This is a genomic window from Staphylococcus sp. 17KM0847 (assembly GCF_013463155.1).
Taxonomy (GTDB): Bacteria; Bacillota; Bacilli; order Staphylococcales; family Staphylococcaceae; genus Staphylococcus.
Genome location: NZ_CP040781.1, coordinates 1,152,304 through 1,173,829 on the forward strand (window position 1 = coordinate 1,152,304; position 21,526 = coordinate 1,173,829).

Here is a 21,526-nt window from a genome sequence, read left to right on the forward strand (position 1 = left end):
TTGATTTTTATTTATTATTACAAATAATTACTGATTGTTACATTAAATTTTAGTATAATGAATAAAATAATAAACAATAAGGAGTATTACAGTAATATGTCTATTTTAGAAATGCCAAACTATTTATGGATAACATTAGCTATAATGGTGATTCTAACACTTTTTTGTACACTCGTACTCAATAAATGGTTCGTTAGTGCTATTATTATGTTTGTATCTCTCGGAATACTTGCATTTATCTTACCAAATTTCTACGTGATTACTTACGAGCCTTTGCTTGGGTATGCAGCATTTGTCGCTATATTAAGTTTGATCATCAGTCTAATATTATGGTACTTAACACGTGATATGCGTAAACGTAGACAACAGAAAAAATATGAAAAAGAACTTCAACGCTTTCAACAAAATCATGAACCAAAATAAAAATAAATAGTGAAAACGCCTGTTAGCAATAAAATGTTAATGGGTGTTTTTTTTATTTAAAAAGGGGCTTATCTTATATATACTAAACTTCCTATAATATATATTATGTAAACTAAAATACCAGAACTAAATGACAATTCATTGACATAGATTGATGTTACTAAAAAACAGCTCTATTTTTATAAAAATATTTAGTGTAAGTTTTACACTTTAAGCATGTAAATACATTGGTAAAATGAATTATTAAATACTATCTCGATAAATAGCACTTTTACAACTACTATGAATATAAGCAATGAATTTAAACATATAATATCAAACAAATCATAAAATAGATTTAAGGAGTCCTTAATGACTTATCTTTATTAGCATTATAAATCTAAAGTTTACATAATATAGTTATATTAATCTTTTGTTGTTACAATTACTCTATGATTATATTCTATGTATTTAACAACTATCTCTAACTTCTTTCAAATATCGACAATTTATACGATTTTTTAGTGTATTAGTTCATTAAAAAAGACGATTGTTCTTTATAAAAAGGTTTGCTAAGATGTGATTGTAGTCATCCACATCACACTTTTCATTTATTATTGACCTTTAAGAGTAATGCCATCATTTACATTTCTTATTTCTCTCATCAAATATGTGTTACGAGTATTCATATTTAGTTTATTTCCTCAGCGTTACTCATCATGAACTAAATACCTATACGCAACCTATGATTGAGCTGGATTAAGCTGTTTACTCAACACAATATTATGATCATTATCATTTTGTCTATGTATATGTGGTTGTCACTACATAAATTAAGCACCTGCATCCTTTTGATACAAGTGCTTAAACACGTGTGATTGATTATTAGAGATAAGGTCAGTATCTAAATTTATAAAAATGACCAAAGATACTTCAAAGACTTGATTAATAATCAATCACATTTTCTATTTTTTTATTTTTTCTCTTATACGATTCATCAATTGAAAAATAAAGTATTTCGGCTTGTTAATCGGTTTATAGAAGTCTCCAATCAGTTCTTCTATTTGAACATTAAAACCTCGTTTGAAGCGATAAACACCATAGTCTTCGCTTTCTTCTGTAAAGTTACCTGACAAACCATAAAAATTATAACGTTCATAACCGTGCTCAAAACAGTAATTGATCATATGCCAATGCATAGCATAAGGACCCATAAAGTGATTGTACTTTTCGCTAGATCCACCTGAAAAATAATTGATTTCATACGCATTGGCAAAGAAAATACCTGATGCAAGATTTAAAACTGAACCATCTGTCTTTCTCAATTCACTCACTTTAAGCATTTCTTGTTGATCATGATCAATTTGCTTATCTAACTCCGCAATTTTCTTCAATTGTTTGTCTGATTTATTTTCTTTTGCCATCATTTGGTCACGTCTCGTTTCTTTATCATTCAAACTTTCTTGAAGAGACGTCAAATAGTGATCTAAATCGATATAAGCTAAAGGCATAAGCGCTTTATCACCATAATGTTGGAAAAAGTTTCTAAAATACGCATCGGTTTTAGAAGCAAATCCTGTGCGTGCTTCAGTTTCTCGATATAACTCCAAAAACAAGTCCATTTCGTCTTTACCAAGAAAACGCACTTGCACACCAAAATTGTTTGCCTTATTAATGTTACGTTTACGTTGGCTATCAAAGGTTTTCTTTAGACTTTGGGGTGTATGTTCTTTTAAGTCTAATACCCCCATCCATCTGACTTGGCTGGTTGAATCGTATTTTGTCGTAAAGCCATGATGAATATATCCATGTGATTTCAACAGCTGTACAAGTTTATCTCCAATTTCATTTTTCTTAATGATATGAATATCTTTGTCGTAAATATTATACAACCAATATGGATCTAACTTGACATATAAACATTTATTTTTCACCAAATACGCATCTAGCGCTTTTAAGTAAAAATCAACTAATCCTAAATCATTGTAATCCATAACAGGACCACGATTTGAATAATAGACATAACTTCCCATTGTTGGTATTTTAGAAAATAAACTTGCTGCAATGACATGATTATTATCATCTTTTACACCTAATAAAACAACTTGAAAACCATCTTCTTCACGGGTTGTAATGTTTTCTTTAACTTGGAAATAATGACTCTCTAATGTGGGGTCTTGAACAAATTGATCATATTCTTCAACTGTTAACTCTGTAAATCTCATAACTCGTAATTCCCCTTCTCTCTTTACTATAACTTCTGCTTTAATGCCTTGATTTTTGTATATAGTTTATACGCGGGTTTGTTCACAGGCAAGATAAAATCACCAATATACTCAATGACATCTGCATTATAACCTTTTTTAAATTTAACAACACCTGCATCTTCTGCATTTTCTGTAAAATCTCCACTAATACCATAAAAATTGTAGCGCGAGATATTTTGATCTATTGCATAATTAATCATTTCCCACTGTACAGCATAGCTCCCTGCAAAATGTCTATATTGGTTTGCTGTGCCACCTGCGTAATAAACAACTTCAAAAGGATTAATAATAAAGAAACCAGCAGATATCGGCAATGTCTCTCCATGCTGTTTATGAAGTGTTTGCGCCTCGTCTAACTTCGATTGATTTGCCTCTAATTGCTGTTCTAAATTCTGCTTTTTATTCAATGCTTTTTTATTATCAGGACGTTTTTCTATTTCTTTTTCAGCTTTATGAATTTCTTTCTTATAACTTTCTTCTTCTCGTTTTAACTCTTCAATATATGTTTGAAAATCGATATATGCCAGTGGTACAAGAACGCGATCTTTATAATGTCGCATACGGTTATAATAGAAGTTGTCTTCTCGATCAACAAAATCTTTCGTTTCTGAAGTATCTTCCATAAAACTTCTAAAGATAGGCAGTTCTTCTTCTTCCAAAAATCTTACTTTAACACCATTTTTATGTACTTTCTTTGTATTACGTTTACGCAAATTATCCATATTTTTCAATACGTCTTGTGCTGTTTTATCTTTCAAATCTAATACAGAGTGAAAACGGATTTGGCGAACCGTATCAAATCCTGTTGTGAACCCTTCATGTGTATAACCGAGTGCTGCAAATTTATCAAATAACCAATCGGTAGGATACGCTTCTAATATATCTCCATCATGGTTTCGTTTAGCAATTGGTAAATAAGGATCTACTCGTAAATAAAGGGCTTTATGTTGCTTAACATAGTCTCCTAAGGCTTTAAAGAAAAAATGTACGAGTTCTTTATGGTCATAATCCATAACAGGTCCACGATTCGTATAAAAATACTTAAATACTTTCATCACTGGAACCGCTGTTAAAAGACATGCCGCTAATACATTATTGTTATTGTCTTTAACGCCGACAAGATGTGTTTCCACACCTTCCGCAATTTTCAGCTCATAATTGCCCACCATTTGTGTAAAATGGCTATACGGCATTGTATCTGTAAATGCATCAAACTCTGCCGTTGTTAAGTTCGTAAATTTCATATAACTACTCCTACTTCTTTATTCAATATTCATTCCCTATGATTGATTGTAAATTAAACATACGCGTTATGCCATATCAATCAAGTAAAGTTAAAACAAAAGATACATCTTTGCTCGTTTAGATATTTATCTTATTCCTTATTCGTTTTAACAAAACATTTTGTCATACTTGGCCTTACTTTTAACAGTTTCTATTCATGCTTATTGATTCTACACATTTATTATAAATCCATACCTAATCGTATTAGGCAATGTATGCCTTGTTGGTCAAACTATATTTTAACGCATTGGGACTATTTTAGCCAACAACACGATACATTTCCTACTAGAAATATGATAAAAAGAATTGTGCTTGCTTTTAAAACATAACTATTGCAATAAGTCGCTTTAAAATGTTAAAATGTCTGAAAATTAATACAACGAGGTGAGAAGATGAGGCATGTTTTCTTCGTAGGTTTAGGTCTCATTGGAGGAAGTTTAGCGAGTAATCTAAAATATTTTCACTCTGATGTAACAGTCAGCGCCTATGATTCAGACGATCAACAACTTGAACGTGCAAAATCTATTGGTATTATTGATATACCGATTCAACACTTTGAGGAAGGTGTATCGCAAGCCGATATTATTATTTTTGCTACCCCTGTTCAAACAACTGTAAATTACTTAAAAATGTTACCTAACCTCAACACGAAATCGGGACTCATTGTTACAGATACTGGTAGTACAAAATCTACAATTCAAGCATATGAATCTACTTTATTAAAACATGGTATTCACTTGATTGGTGGACATCCAATGGCAGGAAGTCATAAGTCAGGTGTTTTAAATTCTAAAAAACATCTATTTGAAAATGCCTACTATATTCTCGTACATGACCTTCCTGAAAATAGCCAAGCTTATCATCAAATTGTCCAACTACTTAGATCAACACAAGCTCAGTTGATTAAGATGACTGCCAAAGAACACGATTATGTAACGGGTATTGTAAGTCACACACCTCATATTGTAGCTTCTAGTTTAGTTTCATTAAATGCACATTATGCTCCTGAAAATCCACTTGTACAAGAACTTGCTGCTGGTGGTTTTAGAGATATTACACGTATCGCGAGCAGTAACCCAGAAATGTGGCGGGATATTACCATAGAGAATAAAACACATATTCTAACAATTATGAAACAGTTTCAAGCACAGCTCACTGATGTCATTACACTATTAGAGTCAGATGATGCGTCATCTCTTTTTAACTTTTTTGAGTACGCCAAATCGTATCGTGATGCTTTACCTATACGCAGTCAAGGTGCAATGAATAGCACATATGACCTGTACGTCGACATTCCAGATAAAGCGGGAACCATTTCACAAATTACTGATATTTTAAGTACACACCATATTTCAATACGCAATTTAAGAATTTTAGAGTTACGCGAAGATATTTACGGTGCACTGCGTATTAGCTTTAAAAATGCTAAAGATAGAGATTTAGGACAGCAAGCACTTACTGATTTTGATACATATATCGAGTAACTTTTTCCGTCTCACTCAACCATAGCTAAAGCGGTACACTCAAGTCAGAATATCTGATGTGTACCGCTTCCACATATTGCTTAATGTATATAAGGAATAACTGCTTCAACCTCTTCATCAATGCCTAAATCAATATAGACATGTGTATTCAAAATGATCTGACTGGCTTCTGACTTAAAATCCCATTGTTTAGGTTTAAATTTAAACAAGATTTTCTTTTGTTCACCGACATCAATAGTAAATGTATCATCAATAACAAAATGATCAATTTCACGTGTTAATCTTGTAAACTCACTCGTTTCGTCATTATTCTCATATTTTTCAAGTAACTTCAACTCAATATGTGTTACTTTTTGATCACTTTGCCCTGCTTTCAACTTAATATAGCCAGTAATTGCATCATCTACCGTATATTTTTGTTGATCAAGATGAATCAGTACCTTCATACCGTTAATTCCTAATGATGTTAAGACATTATCAAACCCCATACGATAACCTCCATCTTGTATATTCTCTAATCACCTCTATCATACGTGTTTTTAATCATTCTACGCAACCATTAATTAAAAATGATATAATGAAAAAAACGTATCATTTTAGAAAGGGGCAATAACTATGCCAATCGTAACAGTCAAATTATTAGAAGGTCGTACGGATGATCAGCTTAAAAACTTAGTTCAAGAAATAACAAATGCCGTTGAAAAAACGACCGACGCTAAGCGTGATGCAATCTCTGTTGTCATTGAAGAGATGAAACCTAATCATTTTGGTGTAGGCGGTACACGTAAGTCAGATCAATAAACATTGCATTAAAAAAGCCATCCCACAATAAAAATATTGTGAGATGGCCTTTTTCAGGTACACATCTATTCTTCATTCAAAAAATGTTCAATACGTTTTTTGTTTTCTTCTTTATCAATACCAAGTGCCGAACCACCATCATTTGTAACAATGTTTTCATAGCTTCCTTTTACAGGAACACTTAATGTCTTGATATCTTTATCGCCTCGAATAATAAAGCTCATACCTGTTTGAAAAATGGTTGAATCTGACATATTCGTACTTACATAACCACGCATAATACCTGCAAGTTTAGGTGTTTTAATTATTGATGATGGCTGCGTGAGTTGTTGTTTCAATGCTGATATCACCTGTTGCTGACGACGAACACGTCCAAAATCCCCTTCTTCATCATTTCGAAATCTTGCGTAGCCGAGTAACTCTTTACCATTTAAACGATGATGCCCCTTTTTTAAAGATACACCAATTTTTTCTGACATATCTTTCTCAACATCAATCGGAATACCTTCTGGTTCTAACTCATCTATCATTGCCTCAAAGCCTTTAAAATCTAATGTCGCATAATACTCAACATCAATATTGAGATTCTCCTTTAATGTCTTACGCAACAACTCCGCACCACCTAATGAATAAGCGGCATTAATTTTATAACTATTATACCCCGGAATATCTGCATAAATATCACGCATCACAGAAATGATTTTCATATCTTTTTTTATGTAGTCATACTGTGCCACCATAATAGAATCTGTTCTCGATACACCGCCATCTTCTAAATCTGCACCTAAGATTAAAACAGTAGCTTTACCATCATTTTTAGATGCACCTTCAAACTTATGTATTTTAGGCGTTTGCGCATGTTTTTTAGCGAGTTCTAAACCAGAATGATAACTCCTGATGCTATAAATGATCGGGACAATAAATACAAGTATCAACGCTAAAATAACAAAGGGCACCTTGCGTATACGCCTCTTCTTAGTGCGCTGCAACTTTTGACCTGATTGACTGGAGCTATTCGTATCAAAATTATTTTCCGTCATGTTACCAACCTTATACTTTCAAAATTAGATTGCTATGTACTATAATAAACACATATTAACGGTATAGAAATTTGATTTAAAAAGCAAGTGAAAACCATTAAAATAACAAAAGAAATATATATGAAATGGGTGATAAAATGAATATTAATACAGCTTATTTTGCCGGTGGGTGCTTTTGGTGTATGACAAAACCTTTCGATGAGCAAGAAGGTATCGAAAAAGTAACTTCAGGTTATATGGGAGGACATACACACAATCCAAGCTATGAAGAAGTAAAAACCGGTGAAACAGGGCATTACGAAATTGTAAAAATAGAATATGATGTCGCACTCTTTTCGTATCATAAACTTTTAGAAATTTTCTTTTCAGTTATTGATCCTACTGATTTTGAAGGTCAGTTTCAAGATCGTGGCACACAATATCGCACAGCTATTTTTTATACGAATGATGATCAAAAACAAGTGGCTGAATCCTATATTGAGTCCCTGAAGCACACGTTAAACCATGACAAAGCAATCGCAACTCAAGTCTTACCTGCTTCAACCTTTTACGAAGCAGAAACGTATCATCAAGATTTTTATAAAAAACAACCTGAACGTTTTCAACAGCAGGAAGACGAGCGTACAGCTTACGCACAATCACATCATATTAATATCTCTCATCATTAGACATATAATAAAGAGACGACTGAGTTTTCTATCCATCTCAGTCGTCTCTTTTATAAAATACCTGCTCTATATACGTTATCCTCATTATCTTAATTCTAACTTTTTTTGCGTATTGTACGCGTCACTTTTAATAAGCATTCCCAAACTGTTTGTGAACGATGATAAATCAAATAACGCGATTCCCATTGAGGATTAAATTTATTTTTATATTGACGTAATCCTTGAAAGCTATATAAACCATTAAAATGTTCATAAAAACGACCTGCAAACTTCTCTTTCATATGACTATACGGTACACGCCCTACATTAGAAAGTGTCGCCATTCCCATATTAAAGTATTGATATCCTTCTGATTGTGACCATAAAATCATATGTAAATACAGTGCATCCATAAATGGCAATTCTAATGTTTTATCCCAACGAATTAAATCAATAGACATCGCTTTTTCAAAGTCGACAGGCATTAATGTACAAAATGCATCGATACGACCTTCTTTGTTTTTCATAACACCTACTGCTGCCGAGTTTACATAAGAACGATTAAATCTTCCAACAGAGAAATAAAATTCTGTCTGCTTGTCTAACCATATATCACTAATCTTTCTTAGCCTTGCATAGTCTGCTTCAGGTAGTGGTGTCTCTAGTATTTCAAATGTATAGCCCAATGATTCAAACTTGTTCAACGTCGCTCGAAAACCACGTCTTTTTTTGCCAGCAGTTGTAAAGTTTTGTACATCAATCAGTGCTTCCTCTCCTAACTTGAAAAACTGATTACCGAACTCATGATAAAGTGAAAGATGTGATTCTGACACTTGATAAAACATCACATCACCACCAAGATATGTCGCATGTGTATAAAACTCCGTTAACAATTCACGGTACGCACTGCTTTTACCAATAGGATCACCTAATACAATAAATGAACCTTTTGTATGACGATACATTAAGAATGCTGTTTGATCCTGATTGACATAAACATTTTTATCACCACTGTATAGCAAATGACTTAAAAAGTGCCCACCATATTTATGTAGTATTTCTTGTGCTACACGTATATCATTAGAGGCATTAGGTCTCCGATAACGCCATTCAAAAAAGTTAATCATCAATACAGCTAATAATGTCATACCTATAAATGATATCCAAAAAGCGGAGCGTAACAAGAAAATATCCACTTTAGGTGTTTCAACATCTAAAAACCTTAAAAAACCTTTAACTAAAAATTGATTACAATATAAAGTAATTACAATAACAATTGCCATATATACCAGTGACTTCAATCTTACAGGCCTTTTCAGCACCATCGCTTTATTGTATGCAAAAACCAAAGCACCTATCAGTAATAAAGCTAATACTAATGTCATTGAGATACCATAAACATAAGCATTAGATGTAATCAAAATCGCTAGCGCTACAATCGCAAATAATATTGCACGTTTGCTGCGTAACATAATTCCCTTCAAATTCAAAAATAAAATCAGTCCTGCGCTCACATTTAAGAGATAAAGTATAATAAATAACACATGATGTGATGTTTCTGTGGCATCAAAAATAATGCCAAAGTTGTTAACTAAAGAAACAAGGCTCACAATTAACACTAATACGCTTAATACAAAGGATGGCGCAAATGGAATGGCATCTTTTTGAAATGACATCAAAAAAGACGAAAGCTCTTTTGCAGGTTGAAAATATCTAGATTCAGATACATATTTTTTAGTCACAGCACCAAATTCAAAAACTGTTAAAACCAATGCAATAAATAATGGGAAGAAATAATAAGCAAAGCGATAAAGTAATAACGCTAGTACGATTTTTTCTTCTGACACACCCATATATTTAAAACCAAGTAGCACAAGTAAATCAAATGCGCCAAAGCCTCCCGGTATAAATGACACTAAACCTGAAATTGCAGCAACAATAAAAATACTTAATACAACTGGAAAAGAGACCGATGCACCGACTAACTGCATCGCAAAATAGAGTACCACAGTTGCCAATACCCACTCTACACTAGAAATCAACGTAAAGCTTGTCCCTAACCAACGCGCTTTTTTATCAACAGGCCATATCCATGAAACAATGAGAAAAATAGGCAATAATAATGCAACGCCATACAGAAAAATAGTAAACCATATCGACGTTCGATTTAAAAAACTCACATCTAAAATGTGTGTGACAATGAGTATTGATAAAAAACTCAACCCTGTAAGCATAGACGTGAGCATGTAAGAAATAAAGTGTACCAGTTTCTTGCTGCGTTCTGTATATTGGCGATAAAACCATAAACGTACACTTGCACCAATAAACCCACCAAAACCAATAATATTATTAAAAGCATTGATGATATATCCCATTCTTAACGCTTTAAATTTTGATATTTCTAAGCGAAAGCGTGTCGCTAAAATCACATCATACAGTGACAACAGAATCATTGCACTGCCACCCAATAAAAATAAACCGATCAATTCAAAACTATTAATACGATTAAACAATAAAAATGCCTTTTTAAAATCAACATGTGATAATTCTTTGACAAGAACAACACTAACAACACTGACCAATACAACGGCAAATATTATTTTTAAATACCTTACCACAAGACGTCTATTCAATGTCATGAGATTACTCCTTTTTATCAATATATGATGCAGTTATGTATACTTTCTTTTTGCATAATTAAAGAGTGAGACAGAAATCTTGATATACCTACGAGATTTCATCCTCCCACTCTGTTCGTTTTTAAATACTCCCTCTACTCTAATGCATCTTTATCCTCATTAATTTCATAGGGGCCGGATTCATTAGCATAGTATTTATTGTAGCGTCTTTTAAACAATAAAAATATATGGGATACTAAAACTTTAATAATAGCGTATGTTGGTATCCCTAAAATAACACCAACAATGCCTAATAAATTACCTGCACATAACAATACAAAAATAATAGTCAAAGGATGAATACGCATCGTTTTCCCCATAATATTTGGTGAAATAAAATGACCTTCAATAAACTGTACAGCTGTCCATACGATAATTAATTTAATCAACATAAATGGAGATGTAATCAATGAAATAATAATGGCTGGAGAAATCGCTATCGTAGGTCCAAGATAAGGAACTACGCTTGTAACAGCAGCAATACTAGCTAAAACTAAGGCATAATCTAGTCCAATAATGGAATAACCTATAAAGAGTAAAACACCAATACAAAACGATACGATAATTTGTCCTTGAATATAAGAACCAACTTGTTCACTCATTTTATCCAATAAATCATGAACATCTTTACGAAACTTAGGAGGTACGATTTTATTGGAATAATCTTTAAAACGATGACCATCTTTTAACATAAAAAATAATACAAATGGAACTGTTACAATCACTACCGTCACATTCACAACAGCTTCAGCAAAGACGCGTAATTTATCACTCAATCCATCAGTAAAAGATGGGATTTTTTCTTGCAAATTGTATAATGCTTTTTCAATATCACTATAATAATCAGATAAAAATGGGATGTGCATCATATTATTAGAGAACTCTGTTAGTTTATTAATATATGATGGAAAGTTATGCATTAATCGGTCTAATTGATATGACACAATCGGAATCAGTAAATTAACTGCCAGCGTGATTAAACCTATAATCCCTAAAAAAAGTAGCGTAATCCCCCATACACGTTTAATATTATGACGTTCTAATACATTAATAATCGGGTTGAATAAATAATACAATATAAGTGCAACAATAATAGGCGCTGCAATTGTATTAAAAATAATAATAAATGGTTGGAAGATATAGGACACCCGATCAAATATAAAAATCACAATTCCGATAAGAATAAAGACACTCAATGCAAACAATAAGTCTCTACCACCGAAAAACTTCATAAAACGACTCTCATGAATACGAATGCTTTTATCTCCCTTTTGATTGTTCGTCTTTTGTTCTGACATGACTTTCACCAAACCTTTTAAAGATACTTATAGTTAGTTTATACTTTTTCAGTTAAAAATCAAACTGGTAACCTATTTTATAATTTCAAAATATAGAAACATCCTTTTGATATATCATAGGCGTCGTTAAGAATAAAAAGCGAGGTAAGTGGTTCCCCACATTACCTCGCTAGCTCACGCTTATTTTGTTTCAAAAAGTTGTTCACCTGCTGAAATATTAGATTGTGTTGTAAAATCTAAGTTCGTCACATCAGATTGTGTCACAATGATAGGTGTTATCTCACTTTTAGCATGTGTTTTAATATATTCCAAATCAAAAGTCATCAGTAAGTCGCCTTTTTGTATATTTTGACCTTCTTCTACATGAACATCAAAGCATTGACCTTCTAATTTTACAGTATCTAAGCCCACATGGATTAATAATTCTAAACCATTTTCAGATGTAAGGCCTATCGCATGTTTCGTTGGGAAAACCATTTGTACACGACCATTAAATGGTGCATAAACTTTGCCTTCCGTAGGGCGAATGGCAATACCATCACCCATCATTTTTTCACTAAACACTTGGTCTGGTACATGGCTCAATTGAATAACTTCACCTTGAATTGGTGCTGAAACAACTTGTTGGCGACTTGTTTTTTCTTCTTCTGTTGTCGCAACAGTTGCAGTGTCTTCATCATCTAATTTAACTTGAGATTCAACAACTTGCCCATTCATAATCTGTTGCATTTCATGTTTGATTTGATCAGACTTCGGACCGAAGATAGCTTGCATATTATTGCCTACTTCTAAAACACCTGACGCTCCAAGGTTTTTCAAACGTGCTACGTCTACTTGTGCTTTATCATTCACTTCAACACGCAAACGTGTAATACATGCATCTAAATGCTTAATATTCTCTTTTCCACCCATTGCTTCTAGCACTGCATATGGTAATTCTCCAGCTGCTGTTGTTTGGACTGATGCTTGCTCATCCTCACGTCCCGGTGTTTTATAATTCATTTTTTTAATTAAGAAGCGGAATAAGAAATAGTAGATGACTGCATAAACAAGTCCAACTGGAATAACGAGCCACCACTGCGTTTGATTCGGTAAAATACCTAATAATACAAAGTCAATAAAACCACCTGAGAATGTATAACCAAGATGCACATCTAACAAGTATAATGTTAAGAATGCTAAACCATCAAGCACCGCATGAATAAAGAACAATAATGGTGCTACGAATAAAAATGCAAATTCTAATGGCTCAGTAATACCTGTTAAAAATGATGTTAATGCTGCTGAACCCATTAAACCGGCAACTACTTTTTTATTTTCTGGCTTAGCAGAATGATAAATCGCTAGTGCTGCAGCCGGTAAACCAAACATCATAACAGGGAACTCACCTTGCATAAATTTCCCAGCTGTTAACTGACTTCCTTCACGAATTTGTTCAATAAAGATACGTTGGTCACCACGAATAATTTCACCCGCTGCATTCGTAAATGAACCAAACTCAAACCAGAATGGCGCATGGAAAATATGGTGTAAACCAAATGGAATTAATAAACGCTTAATAAAACCAAATAAAAACACTGCTAACCCTGTATTTGTATCAAGTAATCCTTCACTGAATGCATTCAAACCACTTTGAATCGTAGGCCAAATCCATGCCATTGGAAATGCCAAAAGAAATGATGTTGTTGCCATCATAATCGGTACAAAACGCTTACCTGCAAAAAACCCTAAATACGATGGTAAGTTAATATTGTAAAACTTATTATAACACCAAGCGGCAAGTACCCCTATAATAATACCACCAAACACACCTGTCTGAAGTGTTGGAATCCCCATAACACTTGCATAGCCATTTGCTGGGTCTCCAAGTTGTTCTGGCGTCACATGTAAAAAGGCACCCATCGTTTTGTTAATAACAAGATAACCTACAAGTGCAGCAATTGCAGCTACACCGTCGCCTCCTGCTAGGCCGATAGCAACCCCCATCGCGAAGATGATAGGTAAGTTATCGAATATCACACCGCCGGCACTTTCCATCATTTCTGCGATGTTTTGTACACCACCATTTTGTAAGAATGGTAAATACTCTTGTAATGTTTCTCCTTGCATAGCTGTACCGATTGCTAACAACAAACCGGCAGCTGGCAAGATTGCAACAGGTAACATTAATGCTTTACCAATTCGTTGCAATTGACCAAAAAGTTTTTTCCTCACTACTTAAACCTCCAATTCAATTAGACTCAAACACAAAAAGCATGAGTAAGAGAATTGTGAAAATATATTTCACAACTCTATTTACTCATGCCTAATCTCACTTAGTAACACGTTAGTATGATTTATGACTGCTGAGATGCTATAACAAGTTGTTGAATATGCATTGTTAAATATGCAACCTCTGCTTCGTATACCTCAACATCCATATGCGATTGAATCATTTTTATTATTTTAACAGCTATATTGTAACATAGTGGATATTGCGCTTTCAATAACTTTTCGAAATTTAATTCGATCGTTGTGCGTTCCCCTTTTTTTAATCTTTCTAATAAAAAATGCATATGTCTTATGAATCTCTGATATTGAAGCGATGTAACAGAAACAGAGATTTCTCGGTCGTGTTCTATTAATCGAACCGCATTATTAATCAACTGTGCCGCTTGTTTTGTATTTTCTACTGTAACATTTTCAAGTTGTGAAGCAATGTGTAGCGCAATAAAACCTACTTCATCTTCAGGAAAGTCAACATTAAGTTGTAAGTTTAATCTTGTAACAACACGTTTAGCAATTTGATATGCTTCGGGATAACTATATTTTGTTTCACTTAAAAATGGATTTGTGATGAGCTGTTTGTTTTTTACACGCTTTAATGCAAAAATAAGATGATCTGTTAGTGATACAATAAAAGATTCATTTTTACTCATATTAAAATGCTCTAAAATGAAGTGAACAGACTCTATAACAACACGCAATACTTCCTCATCTATCTGATCAAGCAACATAATATAATGATTTTGCTCTGATTTATTTTGAAGTTTAAATACTTTTTCAATTGTATCTGGATCTTTGATGAACATACCCGGTTTTTTGTTGAAGCCCAATCCTTTACCAATTATGACAACTTCACTTTGACGATGTATACAGATTAACACATTGTTATTGAGGACCTTTGTTATCTTATATGTCTCCATGCTATCTTCCTCTCTTACTATTCATGTCAAATTATATATATTCCGATACATATTGAAAAGGCTTTACCACATAATACTCATTTTATAACAGGAGTCCAAAAAAAAGAAACCCCTCCAAAATAGTAAATCTTTATCTTGCTTAACCTAAAAAACTGGATATTGAGTTTTTAATGACTCAACATCCAGCTTATATTTACTCATTAGAACTTATCGTATGGTTTTGTTTTTTTCAAATCTTGTCCCCAACATTCAATACCGAACAAATTGATTTCCAATTCTTCCGGTCTAAAAATTGGACGTTTGCCTGCTTTACGTTGACGCTGATAATCTCTCATAACTGCAAAAGCAACATTAGATAACGCAATAATTGCTATAATGTTTACAATTGCCATAAGACCCATGAAGACATCTGCTGTACTCCATACTGTCTCTGTTTTGACAACTGCACCAAAGAAAACAAGAATAACAACTAAACAACGAAAAATAAATAATACGACCTTATTTCTCGATAAAAACTCCATATTCGACTGACCATAATAATAGTTACCTACTAATGATGAAAACGCGAACAACGTAATCGCAATTGTTAAGAAAATACCACCCGCACTACCTAAATGCTCGTTTAGTGCAGATTGTGTTACTGCAACACCTTGCTTTGCATCTTCACCGAACTCTAAGCCTGTATACAGTAAAATCATAATTGCTGTTGCTGTACATACTAAAATCGTATCAAAAAATACGCCTAATGCTTGGATAAGTCCTTGCTTTACAGGATGTGATACAGCTGCTGTTGCTGCAGCATTAGGTGCAGAACCCATACCTGCCTCATTCGAGAAGAGACCTCGCTTGATTCCTTGTAATACTGCGAATCCAACAGCGCCACCTGCTGCTTGATCAATACCAAATGCACTCTTAATAATTGTTGAAATCATTGGGATAATTTGATCATAGTTAATTAATAAAATAACGAATACCATAGCAACATAAATAATTGCCATAAACGGTACAATAACTGATGATAACTTTGCAATACTGCGCACACCACCAAAAATAACAATCGCTGTAATCACCGCTAATACTATTCCTGTTACTACTGGGCTGATACTATACTGTGTCTGTAAAGATTCAGCAATTGTATTAGACTGCACAGTATTAAACACAAAAGCAAAAGTAATCGTAATTAATACTGCAAATACAACACCTAACCAACGTTGATTAAGTCCCTTCGTAATATAATATGCTGGTCCACCACGGAACCCACCTGCTTCGTCTGGCACTTTATATACTTGTGCAAGTGTTGACTCGATAAAAGCACTGGCTGCACCCACAATTGCGATAACCCACATCCAAAACACGGCACCCGGACCACCAAGAACAATCGCCGTAGCCACACCTGCGATATTTCCTGTTCCTACGCGAGAGCCTGCACTAATCGCAAAAGCTTGAAATGGGGAAATCCCTTTCTTACCCGAGTCTAATGTTTCTGGCTTTTCTGTTAAAGCTCTGAACATTTCCGGTAACCATCTAATTTGGACAAACTTTGAACTAATCGTGAAGAAAACACCTGCTGTTAAAAGTAAACCAATCAAGTATTGTGACCATATTAAATCATTACCTACTTGAATAAATGTCTTAAACCAATCAGGAATTAAACTATCAAAATCTCTCAAATTAATCACTCTTTACTATTAGATTTTCAAATGTCAAAATAAACACAACTAGTAACAGTTTATCATCAATAGTTAGAAGTGACTATCAATTTTTTTATTGTCGATATAAAAATAAACCTTGAATATTACCAAATGTAGCCGTATCAACGACAAAAGTACCATTTGTATATTGCTCAGACAAATGAATTTTGTTAATTTGCCCATGATATGTGTCTTGATCCGATATCAATTGATAATTTGTATCTTCTGGACGGCATATACGTGCTGCAATAATACGATGCGGTTGTCTTTTTAATTCTTTTAATAATGTAATACCTCGTTGCGCTCTTTTGGCAACTTGTAAAACATCAAAATGGATACGTTTTAAAGCCCCTCGCTGTGTTGCTATCAAGATGCTATCATCTTTGCCTATTAAATCAAGCATCACAACATAATCTTCATCTTTAAGGTTAATCGCCTTAACACCACTCGTTCTCAAACCTGTTATTGGCAATTCAGTTAATGGATAGGTCAATGACATACCTTTATGCGTTAACAGCGTAATATATTTCTCTATATCTGCTGTATTCATTTGAATTGCTGCAATGACCTCATCTTGTTCTTTTACTTTCATCGCAACAAGCGGTTTCATATGTCGTGCTGTTTTATAGCTTGATAACGTACTCATCTTAACCATGCCATAACGTGTTGCTGTAATGACCACTTCTTGTTCATCATTAAATTGAGATACTGCATAAAAGTCTATAACTATTTCATCTTCATCAATCGGCACAATTTGAGACATATGCTGTCCTAATTCTTTCCATTTAATGTCTGGCAATTTATGCACTGGAACAGATAGATAGCGTCCTTTATTCGTAAATAATAATGCCGTATCTTGTGTATTCACTTCTAATAGTTTCAAAACATTATCTTTTTCTTTTAAACCCATTTCGTCTTTTCCAGAAGCATTAAAACTACGAAGTGACGTACGTTTAATATAGCCTTCTCGCGTCAGACTCATCATCACAACCTCACTCGGTACAATCACTTCTTTATCGATTTTGATTTCTTCGATTTGTGCTTCAATGATGGACAAACGTGGCGCCTTAAACTGCTTTTTAATCTCTGTCAATTCATCTTTAATGACTTCTAATAATGCATCATGATCTTCTAAAATATGTTGAAGTGTTTGGATTTTTTGAGCTAATGCATCATGTTCTTCTTGTAAAGCGACAATATCTGTATTAGTTAAACGATAGAGTTGCAACATTACAATCGCTTCTGCCTGTTCTTCTGTAAATCCAAATGTATCGACTAAATTTTCTTTAGCATCTCGTTTATTTTTAGATTCACGTATCAATGCAATAACCTCATCCAAAACAGATAAAGCCTTCATCAAACCTTCCACAATATGCATACGTGATTCAGCATGCTTTAAATCATAGCGTGTTCGACGTGATACAACGTCAATTTGATGATTTAAGTAGCTATCAATAATCGCTTTAAGTCCCATTAACTTAGGTCTACCTTCACTAATAGCAACCATATTAAAGTTATACGCTACTTGTAAATCCGTGTTTTTGTACAGATAGTTAAGAATTGATGTCGCATTTATATCTTTTTTTAATTCGATTGTGATACGTAAACCACTGCGATCTGTTTCATCACGAACTTCAACAATACCTTCTACTTTTTTATCAGCACGTAACTCATCAATTTTTTTGACAAGTGCGCCTTTATTCACTTCATATGGGATTTCTGTCACAACAATTTGCTGACGACCGTTGCGCAATGTTTCTACATCACTCTTAGCACGAACCATCACTTTACCTTTACCTGTCTCATATGCCTTTTGGATACCATCGATTCCTTGAACAATACCACCTGTCGGAAAATCAGGACCTTTGACATACTTCATCAATTGCTTAACTGTCATATCTGGACGATCAATCAGTTTTAAAGTTGCAGTAATGACCTCTGCTAGGTTATGGGGAGGAATATCTGTTGCATAACCCGCTGAGATACCAGTAGAACCATTGACCAATAGATTAGGAAAACGTGCCGGCAACACCATAGGTTCCATTTGTGTATCATCATAGTTAGGTACAAAGTCAACCGTTTCTTTATTTAAATCTCGTAATAACTGTTCTGACAATTGACTTAACTTCGCCTCAGTATAACGCATTGCAGCAGGTGGATCATTGTCAATGCTTCCGTTGTTCCCATGCATTTCTACTAATACATGACGTAATTTCCAATCTTGACTTAGACGCACCATAGCATCATAGACAGACGTATCACCATGTGGATGAAGATGACCGATCACATCCCCAACCGTTTTAGCACTTTTACGGAAGTTTTTATCATATGTGTTACCACTTGAAAACATTGAATACAGAATGCGTCTTTGAACTGGTTTTAATCCGTCTCGAACATCTGGCAATGCACGTTCTTGAATAATATATTTACTATAACGTCCAAATCGATCTCCAATAACGTCTTCTAGAGGTAAACTTTGAATTACTTCAGCCATTACGCATCCTCCCTATCTATTTCATCTTGAGCTAGTATTTGAACTTCATCATTTTCTAAAATACTTTGATCTTCTTGCATGCCAAATTGTACATGGCGTTCAATCCAGTCACGTCGAGGTGCAACTTTATCACCCATTAACGTCGATACACGTTTAGATGAGCGTACCTCATCATCAATTTGAACTTGAATAAGCGTTCGTGTTTCCGGGTTCATTGTTGTTTCCCATAATTGCTCGGGATTCATTTCACCGAGACCTTTATAACGTTGTAACATAAAGCCTTTTCCAAGCTCTTTTTGTAATTTTTCTAACTCTTCATCAGTCCACGCATAAGCTACTTTTTTGCTTTTGCCTTTCCCTTTTTCTAACTTATAAAGTGGTGGCAAAGCAATATAAACATGACCCTCACGAACGAGTGGTCTCATATATTTGAAAAAGAAGGTTAATAGTAATACTTGGATGTGTGCACCATCTGTATCTGCATCTGTCATAATGATAATACGATTATAATTGCTATCTTCTAAGTTAAAATCACTGCCTACACCTGCACCAATTGTATGAATAATTGTATTGATTTCTTCATTTTTAAAAATATCTTCTAATTTAGCTTTTTCTGTGTTGATAACCTTACCACGTAAAGGTAAAATGGCTTGAAATTTACGATCTCGACCTAGCTTAGCTGAACCACCTGCAGAGTCCCCCTCTACTAAATACAGCTCATTTTTCTTTGTATTTTTACTTTGTGCTGGTGTTAACTTACCAGATAACAAAGTTTCTTTTCGACGATTTTTTTTACCTGAGCGTGCATCTTCACGTGCCTTACGTGCCGCTTCACGTGCTTGCTGTGCTTTAATCGCCTTTTTCACTAATGTTTTTGAAAGCTGTCCTTTTTCTTCTAAGTAAAAAGGAAGTTTTTCAGCAACAATTGCATCAACTGCACTTCTCGCCTCAGGTGTTCCTAATTTTGATTTGGTTTGCCCTTCAAACTGTAAAAGGTGTTCTGGAATGCGTACAGAGATAATCGCAGTTAAACCTTCACGAATATCATTACCTTCAATGTTTTTGTCTTTAGGTTTTAATTCACCAATACGTCTGGAATATTCATTGAAAATACGTGTCATTGCTGTTTTAAAACCAACTTCATGCGTACCTCCATCTTTTGTACGAACATTGTTAACAAAGCTTAAAATACCTTCTGAGTATTGATCATTATATTGAAAAGCAACGTCTACTTCGATGTCGTTAGCAATTCCTTGAAAAAGTGCAACATCGTGTAACACTTCTTTTCCTTCATTAACATAGCTTACAAAAGCTTTTATCCCCTCTTCATAATGATACGTTTCTTGACGCGCTTTGCCTGAACGCTTATCTTCCATTGTAATTTTTAAGCCTTGTAATAGAAAAGCAGACTCTTGTAAACGTTCACTTAATGTATCAAAATTAAAAGATGTTGTGTTTTTGAAGATTTCCGGATCTGGCTTAAATGTAACCGTCGTTCCAGTTTTCTTTGTCTTCCCTTTTTTCACAAGCTGTGTTTGTGGTATGCCACCATGAGCGAACTGCTGTTCAAAAATTACACCGTCACGATGAATTTCCACTGTTAACCATTCACTAAGTGCATTCACAACAGATGCACCTACACCATGTAAACCGCCTGATGTTTTATAGCCACCCTGTCCAAATTTACCACCCGCATGTAGCACTGTAAAAATCACTTCAACTGTGGGCTTTCCTAATTTATGCATTCCAGTTGGCATACCTCGTCCATTATCTGCAATCGTAATACTTTCATCAGTATTAATAGTAACTTTAATTTCATCACCATAGCCATTTAAAATTTCATCAACTGAATTATCGACAACTTCATATACCAGATGATGCAACCCACGTTTATCAGTAGATCCAATATACATACCTGGTCTTTTTCGTACTGCTTCTAATCCTTCTAATACTTGAATCGCATCATCCGAATAATTGTTTATTTTCTTCGCTGACACACAATTCCCCTCCTACAAACATACGTTCGTTCTTTCGACTATACAATAGCTATTCTTATATAAATTCATTAAAAATGCAAGCAACAATTAAAAGTATACCGTATTACACGCCTTTTATGTGTTCTGTTATAATACTGTTGTAAGCGTTAACTTATTTGAGTTGATACATTTTTATTCAAATAAGAAAAACACGCACTTCTCTCTCTATTTTTGACATCTCATATAGAAAACACATGACGCACAGTAAATTTATGTTAA

At 34.0% G+C, this 21,526-nt stretch carries 15 protein-coding genes; 4 read left to right on the top strand and 11 right to left on the bottom strand.

What is annotated here, in order from left to right:
- Positions 1–96 precede the first annotated feature (96 nt).
- Complete coding sequence (locus FGL66_RS05540) at positions 97–423, top strand: hypothetical protein (protein ID WP_180808884.1); 327 nt, start codon at positions 97–99, stop codon at positions 421–423.
- 944 nt (positions 424–1,367) lie between these two features.
- Here FGL66_RS05540 and FGL66_RS05545 read toward each other — a convergent pair.
- A complete protein-coding gene (locus tag FGL66_RS05545; protein ID WP_180808886.1) occupies positions 1,368–2,627 on the bottom strand; it encodes an aminoacyltransferase in 1,260 nt (419 codons plus the stop codon).
- A gap of 26 nt (positions 2,628–2,653) precedes the next feature.
- A complete protein-coding gene (locus FGL66_RS05550) occupies positions 2,654–3,913 on the bottom strand; it encodes an aminoacyltransferase (RefSeq protein ID WP_180808888.1) in 1,260 nt (419 codons plus the stop codon).
- A 432-nt stretch (positions 3,914–4,345) separates the two neighbouring features.
- Between FGL66_RS05550 and FGL66_RS05555 the strand changes: the two genes are divergently transcribed.
- Positions 4,346–5,437 carry a prephenate dehydrogenase gene (locus FGL66_RS05555; protein WP_180808889.1) on the top strand — a complete coding sequence of 364 codons (1,092 nt, stop codon included), beginning with the start codon at positions 4,346–4,348 and terminating at the stop codon, positions 5,435–5,437.
- A gap of 80 nt (positions 5,438–5,517) precedes the next feature.
- Here FGL66_RS05555 and FGL66_RS05560 read toward each other — a convergent pair whose 3' ends face one another.
- Positions 5,518–5,925 (bottom strand): sporulation protein, encoded by a 408-nt coding sequence (locus FGL66_RS05560; RefSeq protein WP_180808891.1) that lies wholly within the window; start codon positions 5,923–5,925, stop codon positions 5,518–5,520.
- A 127-nt stretch (positions 5,926–6,052) separates the two neighbouring features.
- On the opposite strand from FGL66_RS05560, the gene thmT reads away from it, so the two are divergent.
- Positions 6,053–6,238, top strand: a complete 186-nt coding sequence (thmT, locus tag FGL66_RS05565; protein WP_180808892.1) for a 2-hydroxymuconate tautomerase — start codon at positions 6,053–6,055, stop codon at positions 6,236–6,238.
- Positions 6,239–6,303: 65 nt separating this feature from the next.
- Here the strand turns inward: thmT and FGL66_RS05570 are convergent, their stop codons facing one another.
- A complete protein-coding gene (locus FGL66_RS05570) occupies positions 6,304–7,278 on the bottom strand; it encodes an LCP family protein (RefSeq protein ID WP_180808894.1) in 975 nt (324 codons plus the stop codon).
- 137 nt (positions 7,279–7,415) lie between these two features.
- Between FGL66_RS05570 and msrA the strand changes: the two genes are divergently transcribed.
- The gene (msrA, locus tag FGL66_RS05575) at positions 7,416–7,946 is read left to right on the top strand and encodes a peptide-methionine (S)-S-oxide reductase MsrA (RefSeq protein WP_180808896.1); all 531 of its coding nucleotides are present in this window, start codon (positions 7,416–7,418) and stop codon (positions 7,944–7,946) included.
- Positions 7,947–8,041: 95 nt separating this feature from the next.
- Here the strand turns inward: msrA and mprF are convergent, their stop codons facing one another.
- The 7 genes from mprF to parE form a co-directional block, all read right to left on the bottom strand.
- Entirely contained in the window at positions 8,042–10,564 is a 2,523-nt protein-coding gene (gene mprF / locus FGL66_RS05580) for a bifunctional lysylphosphatidylglycerol flippase/synthetase MprF (protein WP_258007256.1), read from the bottom strand.
- A 134-nt stretch (positions 10,565–10,698) separates the two neighbouring features.
- Positions 10,699–11,901 carry an AI-2E family transporter gene (locus FGL66_RS05585; protein ID WP_180808898.1) on the bottom strand — a complete coding sequence of 401 codons (1,203 nt, stop codon included), beginning with the start codon at positions 11,899–11,901 and terminating at the stop codon, positions 10,699–10,701.
- Between the two features lie 180 nt (positions 11,902–12,081).
- On the bottom strand, positions 12,082–14,115 hold the full coding sequence (gene ptsG, locus FGL66_RS05590; protein WP_180808900.1) for a glucose-specific PTS transporter subunit IIBC: 2,034 nt from the start codon (positions 14,113–14,115) through the stop codon (positions 12,082–12,084).
- Positions 14,116–14,237: 122 nt separating this feature from the next.
- Complete coding sequence (gene glcT, locus FGL66_RS05595) at positions 14,238–15,086, bottom strand: glucose PTS transporter transcription antiterminator GlcT (protein WP_180808901.1); 849 nt, start codon at positions 15,084–15,086, stop codon at positions 14,238–14,240.
- Between the two features lie 200 nt (positions 15,087–15,286).
- Positions 15,287–16,756 carry a glutamine transporter AlsT gene (gene alsT, locus FGL66_RS05600; RefSeq protein ID WP_180808902.1) on the bottom strand — a complete coding sequence of 490 codons (1,470 nt, stop codon included), beginning with the start codon at positions 16,754–16,756 and terminating at the stop codon, positions 15,287–15,289.
- Positions 16,757–16,850: 94 nt separating this feature from the next.
- Entirely contained in the window at positions 16,851–19,271 is a 2,421-nt protein-coding gene (gene parC, locus FGL66_RS05605) for a DNA topoisomerase IV subunit A (protein ID WP_180808903.1), read from the bottom strand.
- Entirely contained in the window at positions 19,271–21,268 is a 1,998-nt protein-coding gene (gene parE, locus FGL66_RS05610) for a DNA topoisomerase IV subunit B (RefSeq protein ID WP_180808904.1), read from the bottom strand. The genes parC and parE overlap by 1 nt, the downstream gene beginning before the upstream one ends.
- Between the last annotated feature and the right edge of the window lie 258 nt (positions 21,269–21,526).